A 14,265-nucleotide genomic window follows, 5' to 3' on the forward strand; every position below is an offset into this window, starting at 1 on the left:
TACGTTAGGTCGGCCCAATCTACTTTTTTTGCTGAAATCTTGCTCTTCTAAAACGATTCAGAGCTGCAATCACATCCAGTGCTCGGGGTTTTGCGAGATCACCATACTTGGGCATGTTGTCCAACCAGTTTTTATCAAGCATCGTCTGAATTTCTTTAGTTGGATCATCAGATAGGCCTGTTTTATGGGCAAGCTCAAACCAAATCCAGCCTATGGCGTTTATCTCACAACTCGACTCTAGCTGTTCTAATGCAGAAAGATCAGTAAACTCCTTCCCAAAACGTAGCGCATCCGTTCCTTTTGCAGACACCCTAAACTTACCCTCAGTAAGAATTTTCTGTAGGGCTGCTCGATTGAGCTGGCGAGGTGAGAAAGTAGACAAAGGAGTTAATGACTCATTAGTACGCTCAGTAGGATGCTGTTTGATCACTTCTCTCGCTTTTTGAGTTACATCTATAGCTTGATAATCATGCATTTGGATAACGTTATCGGCAACATCAAAATAGTCTCCTGAGCCGCCCATAACCAATATTGTTGACGTGTTTAGTGAGTCTCTAAGTTGGCCTATACGATCGACTAGTGGCGTTATCGGCTCTGCATCTTTGTTGACTAGGGCTTGCATACGCTCATCGCGAATCATAAAGTTAGTGGCTGATGTATCTTCATCAATCAAGATTGCTTGAGCGCCAGCTTCTATAGATTCTTGGATCCATGCAGCTTGAGAAGTTGAACCTGAAGCATCTTGAGTAGAGAAGTCAGTCGTATCTCGGCCCATAGGTAAGCAGTTTATATAGTTAGATAGGTTTAAGCTATGGACACACCGACCATCCTCTGCACGAATCTTATTCGTATTCCGGTTGGTGACAATATACTCTCGTCCGTCTCCGGGGATATGGTTATAGATAGAACGCTCTATCGCGCATAGCAGCGTTGACTTGCCATGAAAACCTCCACCTACAATCAAGGTAATACCTTTTTTGATACCCAAGCCCGTCACTTTCCCTTTATTTGGAGTGATGATGTCGACTTCCATCGAACTTGGGGCTGTAAATGGTTTGGCATCCTGCATAGGTAGATCACTGTTTCCAGCAATTCTCGGAAGTATTGACCCGTTACCTATAAAAGCAATTAAACCGAGCTTATCAAGCTCATCACGCATAAAGTCTTGGTCTTCCACAACCTGGCAGTGGAGCTCGAGGGCTTGCTTATCGATTTCTCTCTCTAATGTAGACCGCCTAATGTATTTAGGCAGGTGAAAAGTAAGTAGGTTGTCTGCTTTCTTACCAAGTACTGAGCGTCCTTCTGCCGGCAGATTGATGCGAAATCTGAGTTCGATTCCTTCTTCAGTGAACAGGACCGCCGTAGAGTCTAATACTGTTTGCCCTGTTAAAGATATATCAAGGCTGTTTTCTTGTTTACAAAGCTGAGAGAAATGGCGTGCAATGAAATCACGCGCGGCAGTTTGATAAGATAGAGACTTTCCTTGCAACCATTGCAGTCCTGTCAGTGACCATGGGCGAATTGCTCGTACTCTTGAAGCTGATGCATAGGGATCGGGCTGTACCTGATCGATCAGGAACCTGTAGTCACCAAAATCATACTCACCTTTGATTTTTTGGTAGGCACGATAGTTTTGTTTTTCAATTTTTTTTAGTGTCGCAGTTAACTGTTCCATAAAGCGATCTCAAGCGCGGTTCATTAGAAGCGAGGATTATAAGAACCGCATGCTACAGAGTAAAGAGAATCAATGCTCTTGAAGTGTAACTTGACGGTAGAGATTGTATTCAAACTCATTGCTAGGTATTGGCTTAGAATATAAGTAGCCTTGGCCATACTCACAGCCTTCACTCACGATAAACTCTTCGTGCTTTTTATTTTCAATACCTTCGGCTGTGACTTTCATATTAAATGCACGGGCTATCCCTATGATGGAACGAACTATTTCTTGGTCCTTACGACACTCATCGATTTTTTCAATAAAGCTCTTATCTATTTTTAGGGCATTAAATGGGAATTTTTTTAGGTAATCATAAGAGGAATACCCCGTGCCAAAGTCGTCAAGTGACAGTGTCATACCTAGATTGCGTAAACGCTTGAGAGATTTTTCCATTACGATATCATCAATCACGATACCGCTTTCAGTAATTTCTAACTCAATGTTTTTGGTAGAAAGTTGGTGAGTAATGAGTAAATGTTCGAGCTCTTGTACAAACTCCAAGCTGTTGAGTTGAACAACAGAGACATTGATGGCAATTTTAAATTCGGAATTCCATTCTACCCACTTAGCACCTTTTTTGACTGCTTCGGTTAGAACAAAACGTCCTATTTCAAAAATAAGTCCATTTTTTTCGGCTATGTTAATCAAAGTTTCACTGGAAATCTCTCCCATTGTGGGGTGCCTCCAGCGTAAAAGAGCTTCTGCACCTATCCAAGACTTGGTTTTTGTACAAACCTTGGGTTGAAAATGCAGAAGTAGATCATTGTCCCTTATTGCCTTGAGTAAATAAGACTCCAATTCTTGAGTGTCTGATGAAAAAATTGGTAAATCTTGCGAGTAATAACGGTAATTTTGTCCACTATCTTTACTTGATAGAGCGACTTTTGAAGCAAATTGCAGCAAGCTATTTGGGCATAATGTATCTTTAGTAGTGCAAACTCCAATGTAAGCATTAAGATGAAATGACTTACTATCAATCACAAATGTCGATTGGCTCGACTGCACGATATGTTTACACAGGTCATCAAGGTCGCTCTGATCTTTCAAATCACTAACAACTAACACTATATCGGCAGACGTAGGTAAAGAAGTAATGATTTTGTCATTTACTTTATTTTTGATCTTCCTATCAAACTGAATCAGAAGTTGTTTCCAAGTTATACTGTCGTCCTGTTCTTGAATCAGCAATCCGTTGATGAAGTTAATGTGTATGACAGCACCAAATAGTGTGTTGTTTTGGGCTTTTTCTGCAAGTTTAGTCACCTCTTTTTCAAGGGCCTGGCGATTTAAGAAACCCGTTCTAATATCGTGCCATCTCTGGTAATCAATGATTTCCTCGGCACGTTGTCGTTTCCTGATCTCTTGTTCAAGATACCCATTGACCATGTCCATATCATGGTTGCGTGCAACAACTTTGTTTCTCAGTTCTATGTTTGTGTTCTTTAACTTTTCTTTCTGATAAAGAATCGATAACTGTAGTTCGATTGAGTTACGAAAGCTCGAGATAAGCTCTTGGTAACAAAGCTTGGGTGAATAAACGTCGTTACCCCAAATACAGATTGTGCCGAATACATGGCCATTGGGCCATTTAATCGGTATGCCTTGACAAGAATTTGAGCAGTTATCATAAGACAAGAAAGTTTCTGAACTTGAGGCAAGCTTGTTTTGTTTGGCAAGCATTATACGTTCATCTTCTACCCAGCAGCATAGATCTTTATAAGTAACCTCAGGTTTACTAATTGTGGATGAGCTCCATGCATTTTTATTTGATTCAACGGTCCTAACTTTGTGTTTTTGGGTGTCTACTATCAATGCAGTAGGAATGGACATGATTTCAGCAATTAAATTAATATTGTTTTGCCAGCTACTTGAGATATCTTCTGGGATAACTAAGTTGGCTGTATTGATGTGTGACATTTGTACCGAATCCTTTGCTGCTAACCGCTTTCATATAATAACTTTAAAGTCAGTAGCATTTGCCCATAGATGTTTGTCTAGTTGACTGACAGGAAGTGATACATAGACTGCATACTTCTGTGTTCTCAATGTTAAGAGCTGCCAATCCTACTGGTTTGTCGCGAAGAGGTCAGCTATATGAGCCTTTTGTTATATGCTGTCTCAGAATTGAGATATTTTCTTGCAAAGAGTCCAGACTTTGAGATAGGCCTCGCTAGTCAAGGTTTGAACGGTGAATCAGAGGTGTTCGATCAAATTTTTGGCGACAAATTCTGCAATCCAAGGTTGTGCTTTTTCGTTAGGGTGAAGTCCGTCATCCATCATCCACTTGGGGTTAGTGATCACGCCTTCTAAGAAAAAGGGCAACAGTGGAACATCAAGCTGCTTCGACAGCATAGGGTATAAATCAGCAAAGGCTTGAGTATAGCGTTTACCATAGTTAGGCAGGATATGAATTTGCATAAGTAACGCTTTTGCCCCTCGTGATTGAACTAACTGGATAATCTGACGTAAATTATCTTGTATGAGTTTGGGTGAGAATCCCCTAAGGCCATCGTTTGCCCCAAGTTCTATAAGCACGATATCGGGTGTGTGTGTGTTTAATAGGGTAGGTAAGCGGTCTAATCCATTGCCAGTGGTATCACCAGACACACTGGCATTGACCACGGTTAGTGTTCTGCCTGTTTTAGCGATGACATTTGGTAACAATGTAGGCCAAGCTTTATCAATCGACATCTGATAGCCTGCACTCAGGCTATCACCCAACACAAGAAGTTTGGCAGCGTTCAATGGACTTACGTAAGTGAGCAACAAGAGTAAGGAAAGTAATCGAATCATGCATCCATCCGTAATCAAAGCAGAGTCATTATCGAAACTAGTCTCTACTAAACAAGAACAATTAACAATCCTAGAGAACATAAATTTGGATATCAAGGAGGGTGAAAGCATCGCAATTGTTGGGACGTCTGGAGCAGGTAAATCGACTTTAATGACTCTTCTTGCAGGCCTTGATACACCCACATCAGGAAGTATCTCACTTTTAGACAAGCCGATAAGCGAAATGAATGACGAAGAGAGAGCGCTTATTCGTAGTGAATCAGTCGGGTTTGTATTTCAAAGTTTCCTCTTAGTACCAAGTTTAAGTGCTTTAGATAACGTAACGTTGCCGTGTTTACTGAAAGGTGAACCGGAAGACAGAGAACGTGCTCAGCAGTTATTAGCTTCAGTTGGTTTGGAACACAGAATGCGGCATTTTCCTACACAGCTATCCGGAGGGGAGCAACAACGTGTTGCTCTCGCGCGAGCCTTTATGATTCAACCTAAAGTGTTGTTTGCCGATGAGCCAACCGGAAACTTGGATCAAACAACAGCTGAAAAGGTGATTCAGCTTTTATTTGAACTTAACAAGCAGCACGGCACCACATTAGTTTTGGTGACTCACGATATGCAGCTAGCTGACTTGTGTGATAGGCGACTTCACATTCAGGCTGGAAGATTGGAGGAATGCTGATGTGTTCATTTAGACCTCTCACAAGTATCAGCAGAATGGTTTCGTGGAGCTTCAGTGAGATACGCAACGCTCACTTATGGCCAATCTCAGTTGCTATTACGCTAATTATTGCCTGCATATTTGCAATAACGGCTCTTGCCGAAAGAGTTGAGCAAGCTGTTGTTAAGCAGGGAAAGGAAGCTCTAACAGCCGATACTGTTTTTGTGTCTTCTAATCCTATCCCTGAGAGACTTTACGAGCTCACCAGTTCACCTGATATTTCTACCTCATTGCAAACCCGTTTTGCAACCATGGCGTTTAGCGATAAAAACATGAAGTTGGTCATGGTTAAGTCAGTCGATAGTCGTTATCCACTTCGTGGCAATCTTGTTCTGGCTGACAACGAGGGTACACGATCGAGTGTACATCCGAGAGAGTTATGGCTAGATGAGCGGTTGTTTACTATTCTAGATATATCTATAGGTGACAATGTCACTATAGGTGATGCAGACTTTCAAGTGACAGGGCGTGTTGTTGAAGAACCAGGATTGAGCTTTAACCCATTTCAGCAAATGCCTTCAGTATATATACACAGCTCAGATCTTGATAAAACAGGAGCTATTCAACTAGGGAGTAGAGTTCGCTTTAGTCTCTTTATTAGTGCTCAAGATTCATCAATTGAGTCTATTAAGCAAAATCTGACTTTGACCCCAAGTGATAGGTGGAAGGATCAGAATACCGCTAGTCGAACCAATGAGGTATTTCAACGCACTGAGCAATACTTGTCTTTAACTGTTGTGATTGTGGTTCTAATGGCTGCAACAATATTAGTATTTACTTGCCAGCATTATGTTGAATCTCGGCGCAAAACTATTGCTATGTTAAAGAGTTTGGGTGCAAGTAAAGTTTGGCTTATTCGCTGGATCTCAATTCAAATCTTGATTTTGTTTTCAGGAGCGATCATTGCAGGCGTATGTGTAGGGGTTGCACTTGAGTACTTTCTTCGTATCCCCTTGGTTGATGTTTTACCAACCCCTCTTCCAAGCTATGGACTCAGCCCTCTATTTATCTCCGTTTTGACTAGTGTTTTGATCTGCATACCGGCACTTGGAATTCCTCTACAAAGACTATTGAACATCAATGCATTGGAGGTAATGCAACCTAAAGATGACACAAACAGGAGTTATTGGACTTTATGGTTGCTGTTAGTCCCCATAATACCCATGGTATGGGTCTATAGAGACAACACACTAATATGGGTAGTTTTAGGAGGAGTTGTGTCACTACTCATATTGCTCGCGTTTGTCAGCGTTTTTATGATGAGATTACTGACGAGTCTCAGATTGCCGACGTCTTTTAAGCTAGCTTTGAGTAGAATGAATCGTTCGCCAATAGCAACAGGCTTACAGTTTGGTGCGCTTGCGCTGTCACTGATGCTGCTTTCGGTCATTTGGTTAGTGCGGAGTGATTTGCTATCGGATTGGCAAAGGACAGTTCCTGTGGATGCTCCCAATGCATTCGCACTTAATATTGCTCCCTATGAAAAAGACGCGTATCTCAATGCTCTTGATAATAATAATGTCGAAAGATCCGATGCGTACCCTATTATCAGAGGTCGATTAAGTAAAATAAACGGTCACGAAGCAAAAAAAGTCGCTCAAGGTAGAGAAGGCACAGATGTTCTACGCCGAGAGATAAATTTCACCTATGCTACTGAGGTTCCAGGTCATAATCTTTTACTCCAAGGCAGTTGGACGACACAAAAGGGAGTATCGGTTGAGTCCGATGTAGCTAAAGACTTGAACTTAGAAATAGGGGATAGCCTAGAGTTCGTCATTAATGGCCAAGTGGTTATAGCTGAAGTTAACAGCATACGTGAGGTTGAGTGGCGGGACATGAAGCCCAATTTTTACTTCATCTTTACCCCTGACGTGCTTAAAGATATCTCAGCTACTTACTTGGTGAGCTTTCGAGTTGAAAGCGATCAAGATCTATTTCTTAATGGCTTATCAAGAAATTATCCGACGGTAAGCTTGATGGATATTCGACAAATGGGCGCAAAAATTCAGCAACTGCTCGAGCAGATGGTATGGTCAATCACTCTTCTCGCAGCACTGGGTGTTGTTGCTGGTGTATTGCTGATCTTTACACTTCTTCGTCTTAGTTTGAGCCAAAGACAAGAAGAAATAAGACTATACAGAACTTTGGGTGCTAGTAAGAGGCGAGTTATGAGAACCATTTGGGCTGAGTATGGATTACTGGCAATCATAGCAGGTTTGATTGCCGTACTTGGGGCTGAGTTAGTGGTCGCAGGTGTGGTTTCATTCGGCTTCGACCTCTCGCCAAGTCCTCACTTTGTTATGTGGTTGGTGCTGCCATCATTAACTTTTTGCACACTTGTCTTGGTAATAAATAGTTTACTCAATCAGCTGTTAGCCCCCACAAATAAAGAATTTGGTTAGGTTTGTATATGCTAAGTTATCCAGTTATCCACAAAAACGGTGGATAAACTTTGGGATAACTTAGCCTGTAGATAACTTAGTATTGCTCTTGAAGCCTGTTGGCATAATGTATAGGGATGTTTTGTTATTCACAGTACTGATTTTTATGTTTTTCATGAGATATTAGTCAAGTGCTTTTTTGATTTTTTTTACTTGAAATTAGTTCATTTATCCCCTTTAAAAAATGTGATTTTTTTCACTGAATAAACTCAGTAAAATGTACTGACAATGAGCAAATTAGCAGCACATATGTTAGAAGAAAACAAAAAATCGGATAGGCCTACCATAGCAATCATCGGAGGTGGTATTGCTGGTTCTACGTCAGCTTTGCATCTGGCTGAGATAGGCTTGAACGTTGTGCTGGTTGAAAAGTCTCCCTCGTTAGTTAGTGGTCCTCCAATTTGTCATTTGCATGCTGGAGGAAACTTATACAGAGATATCTCGGCCGATCAGTGTATAGAATTACTAAAGCAATCTATCGACTCTGTACGGCTATATCCTCATACAATCAATCGTCGTCCTACCGTTATCGCTGTGCCTAAAAGTGATAGTGGGAATCCACACGACCTCATTGAGCGCTTAGAGACAATCAAATCTTGTTATCAGAAGTTGGTCGATGCGGACAACAGAAATCAAGTCCTTGGCTTGCCAGCAGATTATTATAAATTGTATAGTTATGATGACCTTCAACGAGTGGCAAAACTTAATCAGAGTAATCAACCTAGGTCTTTTGATGATTGGATAATTCCTTTTGCCAAGTCTGTAGATATTGACTCCTTGCAGTTTCCGGTGATAGCCGTACAAGAATATGGTTGGAGTGCATTTCGTGTGGCGTCGTCGGCAACCATTGTCTTAGAGTCATTGGACAATTGCCAACTATATACCGACACACAAGTTGTTGGTTTGAACCAACATGGTAAGGGTTGGCAATTGGAATGCTTACATGTTGAAGGTAAAAAAATCCATATAGATGCTGACTATTTAATTAATGCATGCGGCTACGAAACGGGTAAGATTGATGATTTAGCGCTCGCACCGCGTGAGAGATTGGTTGAATTTAAAGCCGCCTATGTGACATGTTGGGACGAATGTAATGAGCTTTGGCCCGAAGTGGTTTTCCATGGCCCTAGAGGCACGCCAAATGGTATGGCACAGCTCACGCCATACGCAGGTGGTGTTTTTCAATTACATGGAATGACAGAGGACATCACTTTATTTAGCGACGGACTTGTATCATCTAACAGTATGAGTTCTCAACCTCAGTTGCCTCAAAGACTTACCAAGAAACTCTACTCCGGTTGGGATAAATCCATGGCGTTAGAAAGAACTTACCGTGCTATTGATCATATGGCGAAGTTTATCCCTAGCTATAAATCGGCACATCAACTTGGTATCCCTCTATTTGGAGCGCAACAAATCCCCGGTACTGATCAAACTCTTCGTGCTGCGGATGTCTCCTTTGAAGGACAAAACTATGCAAGAGTTGAGGTAGTGAAGGGCTCTTCAGCTCTTGAAGCCGCTATGAGAATCGCTGATAATTGGAAGTTATTTAACTACGGGGTTTCTAGCATAGAATCTCTTCATCCGCTTAGCATGTCACTCACTGCTCGTGAGGTAGAACTAAAAGCAGAAGAGCTTGCGATACAGCGCAATTATCCTGTTGAACTCGCAGTTATATATGGCAATTAAACTAATCCGAGTATCAGCTGATTTGATGAATCCATGCACTGTTGGCAAGGCACTCCGTTATTCAAAATGGTGACCCCACTCTCGTGCATATTAGTAACCAAAAAATCTTGCCCATTGGCACCAAACTTCTTGTAGGCCAAGTAGATCTCCTCTTACAAACCTAACTTTTTGCCCTGGCTTTGATTGTGCTAGTCTGGGGAGGTCTATACGGGCGACGCAGCCTACTTTTGGATAACCGCCTATTGTCTGTCTGTCGTTAAGTAATACAATGGGTTCACCATCTGGAGTTATCTGAATTGCACCTAGTGCAATACCTTCACTCAGATATTCTCTTTGTGGCGGGGCTACATAACCATCACACAACCTATATCCCATCCTATCAACCAGTTTACTGACGCAAAATGTCTGACTGTATAAAGAATTTAATGCGTCCGTTGAAAAGTCGTTTGCTTGATAGCCTTCAATTACTCTCAGCTCAAGAGGTAAGTTATAGTCGGGTTTGTATCTAAAGGTCATCTGTTTGGTTTTAGCTGTCACTTCATGCGGCTCAAAATGAATGATATCCCCAGAGTTGACCGGTTTTCCATTCTTGATACCGCCAAGCTGATCACGCATGACTGTCGCCGTACTCCCCAAATGAACGGGTACTTTAAACCCACCTTTCACCGCTAAATAGCTTCGTAGCCCATTTTTAGGTAGAGCAAAGGAGAGAGTTTGCCCTTGGCCTGCGATAAAAGTAGACCAATTATCTATATGTTGACCATCTAATTTAGCATTCAAGTCACCACCTGCGATTGCCATTTCACAGTTTGAGTGAATGAAAAACTCTGCTTGTCCCAACGTAATTTCCAATGATGGGCAATTAGTATGATTACCAAGCAAATGATTTGCCCAGCTATAAGCATAATCATCTACGGGGCCACCTTGAGTAATTCCAAAATGAGCAAGTCCGAAACGTCCAAAGTCTTGAATAAGCGTTTGTTGGCCTGGCTTAACGGCTGTGATCGCACAAATATTAGTCACTGCCACCCCCTCGTAATGCGTCCACCAAGATGAAGAAATTCGTCGTTAGTAATTGACTTAAAGCGTACCTTTGTTCCTATAGAGAAAGGCAGAACATTTGATTTATCAGGCGTGTATAAATCTATTGGGCAGTTTCCTATTATGTTCCACCCCCCCGGTGAGTCCGATGGGTAAACCGCTGTGTTGTTATTGGCTATTCCTACACTTCCTTTTGGTAATTTGACTCGAGGGGTGGATTTACGCGGCAAACGAAGCGCTTCAGTTATTGAGGAGAGGAAGGCGAAACCGGGAGCAAAACCAATTGCGCATACCGTATATTCCTCCTTAGTATGTAACCCAATTATATCGTCTAAGCTCAGACCTTTAGCTTGATACAGACTAATCTCAGGACCCACGTCTTGATGATAGTATACGGGAAGCTCGACTACTTGAGTGTTGATATTATCCGGAAGGGCTTTAATGGCCTCTTTAACCAGTTTTTCTAAATAAGGTATAAATTCAAAAATAGAGACTCGATGGGGAAGGTAATCAATCAATATAGAGTCCATTGATGGCGTAACATTCATAATAATGGCGCCAAGCTGATTGGAAAGATACCTGCTTATCTCACCAATTAATAGAGAAAGTTTATGACTACACTCGGCCTCAAAGCGAATGAGTATTGAGCATTCTGCTACAGGGTCAACAGAGGTTTCTATATTCACCTTTAGCCTCCTCAAAGAGCATCTCTAATTTTATGAATCATTCCAATAGCTTGTTCATTGTCACCGTGCACGCAGATAGTATCAGCCTCTATTGGGATTAGACATCCATCTATGGTTCGAACTTTTCCGTACTGAGCGATTTGTTTGACTTGATCGAGAATCTCTTCTTCTTGGGATAGCACCGAACCTGACAGTGAGCGAGGGGCAAGTTCGCCATTCGATAAATACGCTCTGTCTGCAAATGCCTCAAATAACAAAGGTAATTCATACTTATCGGCAATGTCGAGAAGCTTTCCATTGTCACTCATGGCTAAAGTCATAAGTGGGACTCCAAAGCAAGCCACAGCATCAGCCACAGCGTCAAAAATAGTTAAATCACGCAACATACTATTATACAAAGCGCCATGCGGCTTTACGTAACTAATCTGAGTGTTTTGACTTTCAGCCAGTGCTTTCAGAGCACCAACTTGATAGATAACCATGTTTGTAATTGAATCTTTATCCATATCTAACTTACGTCTACCGAAGCCTTGTAAGTCGGGATAGCTTGGATGAGCACCTATTTGAGTGTCGTGCTTGATTGCAAGCTTGATCGTATTGAGCATAATATCTGGGTCAGATGCATGAAAACCACAGGCTAGATTCGCCATATCGACCCATGGCATAACAGCTTCATCATTGCCCATTTCCCACATCCCGAAACTCTCACCCATATCGCAATTGAGAGTTATAGTTCGTTTTGTCATCGAGTAGATCCCAATAGTCATGCATATTCAATATGTTATAAAAATAACAGACAATCAGTGACTTTTTCATGATTTTTGTAATCAAAACGTAATTTTCAGTGTTGTGATAGCTTATTTTAAGTTTAGTTTTGAGAGATATATTGTAGGTGATGCGCAAAAAGATACACTATATTTCGTATTAAACATCCTTTACTATGTGATTGAAAATAATGACAAGGTTATTACTATGAATGTATTAGTCACTGGTGGGTTAGGTTATATTGGTAGCCATACCTGCATTCAAATGTTAGAAGCAGGCATGACACCGATAATTCTGGACAATTTGTACAACAGTAAAAAGTCTGTGCTTGAGCGCATTGCGAAAGTTACAGGTGTTGAGCCTTTGTTTATTGAAGGTGATGTACGAGATAAAGAAAACTTAGTTAAGGTGCTGAAGGAGCAAAATATTGGAGCGGTTATTCACTTTGCAGGGCTTAAAGCTGTGGGTGAATCGGTAGAGAAACCACTCGAGTATTATGACAACAATGTTAATGGCACCTTGGTTCTAGTAGATGCAATGCGTCAAGTTGGTGTCAAGTGTTTGGTCTTTTCTTCGTCTGCAACTGTTTATGGTGATCCTGCGTCCGTGCCTATTACGGAAGACTTTCCAACTAGCGCAACAAACCCTTATGGTCGCAGCAAACTCATGGTGGAAGAATGCCTCACAGATTTTGAGAAAGCGAATCCAGATTGGAGCATCACCTTACTGCGCTATTTTAACCCCGTAGGATCTCATCCGTCAGGCGATTTAGGAGAAGACCCATCGGGTATACCGAACAACCTAATGCCATTTGTTTCACAGGTTGCTGTAGGGAGAAGGGAGTATTTATCTGTATTTGGTGATGATTACCCAACGTCTGATGGAACGGGTGTACGTGATTATATACATGTCATGGACTTATCAGATGGCCATGTTGCTGCGCTGAAGAAAGTAGGGGACAAACAGGGGCTTCATGTTTTTAATTTAGGTACGGGTAATGGCTACAGTGTTTTGGAAATGGTGGCTGCCTTTGAAAAAGCATCGGGAAAACAGGTGCCATACAAAATTGCGCCAAGAAGGCCTGGTGATATCGCGGAGTGTTGGGCTGACCCATCAAAAGCAATACAAGAACTTGATTGGAAAGCTGAGAGGACTCTAGAACAAATGACGACAGATACATGGAGATGGCAGTCGAGTAATCCCGAAGGTTACCCTTAGTCATATGAAGGCAGCTGTCTAATTACTCCTCCCGGACCTAAGCGATTAGCTTCGGGAGTTACAATACGATACGGGCTGTCTCTTACTATTGAGTTTACTCAATTTTTATCCTTTGTAAGTAATAGTTACCCTTCTAGCTCTTCTACTTCAGCTCTGCATCCTTAGCGATTAGGATAGCTGAAGATATTGAATATGATTAGACTAACTTGTAAGACTGTAAGTGAAAATATTAGCAACAGTTGGTTAACTACTGGCGACGCTAACTCAACTGTGCGACACAATACAATTGGACGTATTTTCTAAGGGCTTGTTTATCTATTGGACGTTGAAGAGGGTGAGTGCATTTAACAAAATATGGACTCAGGGAGAAACAATCTTCCAATAGATGACCTAATAGACTGTCGGCTTCTGATAGTTTTACACCTTGTGTTGTATATTGTTCAACATCATCCGGTAGCTGTCCTGTCCACCAATGAATCAGCTCTCTGCTCTGTCTATTTCGTGAGAACCAATGATCGCCAATCAGTAGAAGTAGATCATTAGGTTGAATTGCAAACGAGTATTCCCCTTGCCAATGATCTATGGCTTGAAGAAACGTTTTTCTACACATGTTACCACCTGTGACCATATGAGATGCTAAGACCCATACTGTTCCTACATCAGAGGTGATTCTGTAGTGATGTATAGGGTTGAAATGAGTAGTGGAGCCTAAGGCTACATATTCACAGTCATGGCCGAATTTCGTCAATGTACGGGATAGCCGGCGAGAGAAGGCTAAACTCAAGTGGTGCTCATCCATTCCCTCACTATGAATATTTGGGTAATGTTTTTGGTAGAGCCTCATACAATCCGTTTGAAACTCATTAACACTCTTGATCAACAAGTCCAACAGCAAGATGATTCTCCAAAACGTTGCGATACTATCAAAAATGTTAGCACGTGAATTTCGTAATTAGTTACATTTGGATATAAAAATATTAAACATTTTTAGAGGTTTATGGTTAAGATTGAAGTTGCGTCACAACACTACAAAGAGTGTTATTTGTTATGTTGCTATATCTCCAATATCGACTAAACATTTATCGTCTTTCTTGATCACAGTTATGACCATGTCAGTTCTGGGTAACATGGGTCAGTACTCGGGGCCAAAAATTAGTCATCAATTTTTTTGAACAACTTGATCAACTCAGGATGATTTTATGA

General features: G+C 41.4%; 11 protein-coding genes. 4 read left to right on the forward strand and 7 right to left on the reverse strand.

Features of this window, described 5'->3' with window-relative positions; genetic code table 11:
• Positions 1-19: 19 nt before the first annotated feature.
• The 3 genes from DPF90_RS10875 to DPF90_RS10885 all read right to left on the reverse strand — a co-directional run bounded on the left by DPF90_RS10875 (position 20) and on the right by DPF90_RS10885 (position 4,510).
• Positions 20-1,675 carry an ABC-ATPase domain-containing protein gene (locus DPF90_RS10875; RefSeq protein WP_114786365.1) on the reverse strand — a complete coding sequence of 552 codons (1,656 nt, stop codon included), beginning with the start codon at positions 1,673-1,675 and terminating at the stop codon, positions 20-22.
• A gap of 69 nt (positions 1,676-1,744) precedes the next feature.
• Positions 1,745-3,634 carry a putative bifunctional diguanylate cyclase/phosphodiesterase gene (locus tag DPF90_RS10880; protein WP_114786366.1) on the reverse strand — a complete coding sequence of 630 codons (1,890 nt, stop codon included), beginning with the start codon at positions 3,632-3,634 and terminating at the stop codon, positions 1,745-1,747.
• A 276-nt stretch (positions 3,635-3,910) separates the two neighbouring features.
• Positions 3,911-4,510 carry an arylesterase gene (locus tag DPF90_RS10885; protein ID WP_114786367.1) on the reverse strand — a complete coding sequence of 200 codons (600 nt, stop codon included), beginning with the start codon at positions 4,508-4,510 and terminating at the stop codon, positions 3,911-3,913.
• On the opposite strand from DPF90_RS10885, the gene DPF90_RS10890 reads away from it, so the two are divergent.
• The 3 genes from DPF90_RS10890 (at position 4,509) to DPF90_RS10900 (ending at position 9,352) form a co-directional block, all read left to right on the forward strand.
• The gene (locus DPF90_RS10890) at positions 4,509-5,183 is read left to right on the forward strand and encodes an ABC transporter ATP-binding protein (protein WP_114786368.1); all 675 of its coding nucleotides are present in this window, start codon (positions 4,509-4,511) and stop codon (positions 5,181-5,183) included. The two genes, DPF90_RS10885 and DPF90_RS10890, sit on opposite strands and share 2 nt — an antisense overlap.
• Before the next feature lie 35 nt (positions 5,184-5,218).
• Entirely contained in the window at positions 5,219-7,624 is a 2,406-nt protein-coding gene (locus DPF90_RS10895; protein WP_240314502.1) for an ABC transporter permease, read from the forward strand.
• A gap of 288 nt (positions 7,625-7,912) precedes the next feature.
• Positions 7,913-9,352: an FAD-dependent oxidoreductase gene (locus DPF90_RS10900; RefSeq protein WP_114786436.1), complete on the forward strand. Its 1,440-nt coding sequence runs from the start codon at positions 7,913-7,915 to the stop codon at positions 9,350-9,352.
• A 90-nt stretch (positions 9,353-9,442) separates the two neighbouring features.
• On the opposite strand, the gene DPF90_RS10905 is transcribed toward DPF90_RS10900, so the two are convergent.
• The 3 genes from DPF90_RS10905 to DPF90_RS10915 are packed head-to-tail and all read right to left on the reverse strand — an operon-like array spanning position 9,443 to position 11,825.
• Positions 9,443-10,375 carry a 5-oxoprolinase subunit C family protein gene (locus DPF90_RS10905; protein WP_114786370.1) on the reverse strand — a complete coding sequence of 311 codons (933 nt, stop codon included), beginning with the start codon at positions 10,373-10,375 and terminating at the stop codon, positions 9,443-9,445.
• Complete coding sequence (locus DPF90_RS10910) at positions 10,372-11,079, reverse strand: 5-oxoprolinase subunit B family protein (protein ID WP_114786371.1); 708 nt, start codon at positions 11,077-11,079, stop codon at positions 10,372-10,374. Before DPF90_RS10910 ends, DPF90_RS10905 begins: the two co-directional genes overlap by 4 nt.
• 11 nt (positions 11,080-11,090) lie before the next feature.
• Positions 11,091-11,825, reverse strand: coding sequence for a 5-oxoprolinase subunit PxpA (locus tag DPF90_RS10915; protein ID WP_114786437.1), 735 nt, complete (start codon positions 11,823-11,825; stop codon positions 11,091-11,093).
• Positions 11,826-12,051: 226 nt separating this feature from the next.
• Between DPF90_RS10915 and galE the strand changes: the two genes are divergently transcribed.
• Positions 12,052-13,062 (forward strand): UDP-glucose 4-epimerase GalE, encoded by a 1,011-nt coding sequence (gene galE / locus DPF90_RS10920; RefSeq protein WP_114786438.1) that lies wholly within the window; start codon positions 12,052-12,054, stop codon positions 13,060-13,062.
• A 259-nt stretch (positions 13,063-13,321) separates the two neighbouring features.
• On the opposite strand, the gene DPF90_RS10925 is transcribed toward galE, so the two are convergent.
• On the reverse strand, positions 13,322-13,957 hold the full coding sequence (locus tag DPF90_RS10925) for a hypothetical protein (protein WP_114786372.1): 636 nt from the start codon (positions 13,955-13,957) through the stop codon (positions 13,322-13,324).
• Between the last annotated feature and the right edge of the window lie 308 nt (positions 13,958-14,265).

The organism is Vibrio tetraodonis (assembly GCF_003350295.1).
In the GTDB taxonomy this organism is placed as follows: domain Bacteria; phylum Pseudomonadota; class Gammaproteobacteria; order Enterobacterales; family Vibrionaceae; genus Vibrio; species Vibrio tetraodonis.

Bases quoted from the DNA above. Each gene is read 5' to 3' on its own strand.
- DPF90_RS10875 (WP_114786365.1), bottom strand. From the start codon at position 1,675: ATGGAACAGTTAACTGCGACACTAAAAAAAATTGAAAAACAAAACTAT.
- DPF90_RS10880 (WP_114786366.1), bottom strand. From the start codon at position 3,634: ATGTCACACATCAATACAGCCAACTTAGTTATCCCAGAAGATATCTCA.
- DPF90_RS10890 (WP_114786368.1), top strand. From the start codon at position 4,509: ATGCATCCATCCGTAATCAAAGCAGAGTCATTATCGAAACTAGTCTCT.
- DPF90_RS10885 (WP_114786367.1), bottom strand. From the start codon at position 4,510: ATGATTCGATTACTTTCCTTACTCTTGTTGCTCACTTACGTAAGTCCA.
- DPF90_RS10895 (WP_240314502.1), top strand. From the start codon at position 5,219: ATGGTTTCGTGGAGCTTCAGTGAGATACGCAACGCTCACTTATGGCCA.
- DPF90_RS10900 (WP_114786436.1), top strand. From the start codon at position 7,913: ATGTTAGAAGAAAACAAAAAATCGGATAGGCCTACCATAGCAATCATC.
- DPF90_RS10915 (WP_114786437.1), bottom strand. From the start codon at position 11,825: ATGACAAAACGAACTATAACTCTCAATTGCGATATGGGTGAGAGTTTC.
- galE (WP_114786438.1), top strand. From the start codon at position 12,052: ATGAATGTATTAGTCACTGGTGGGTTAGGTTATATTGGTAGCCATACC.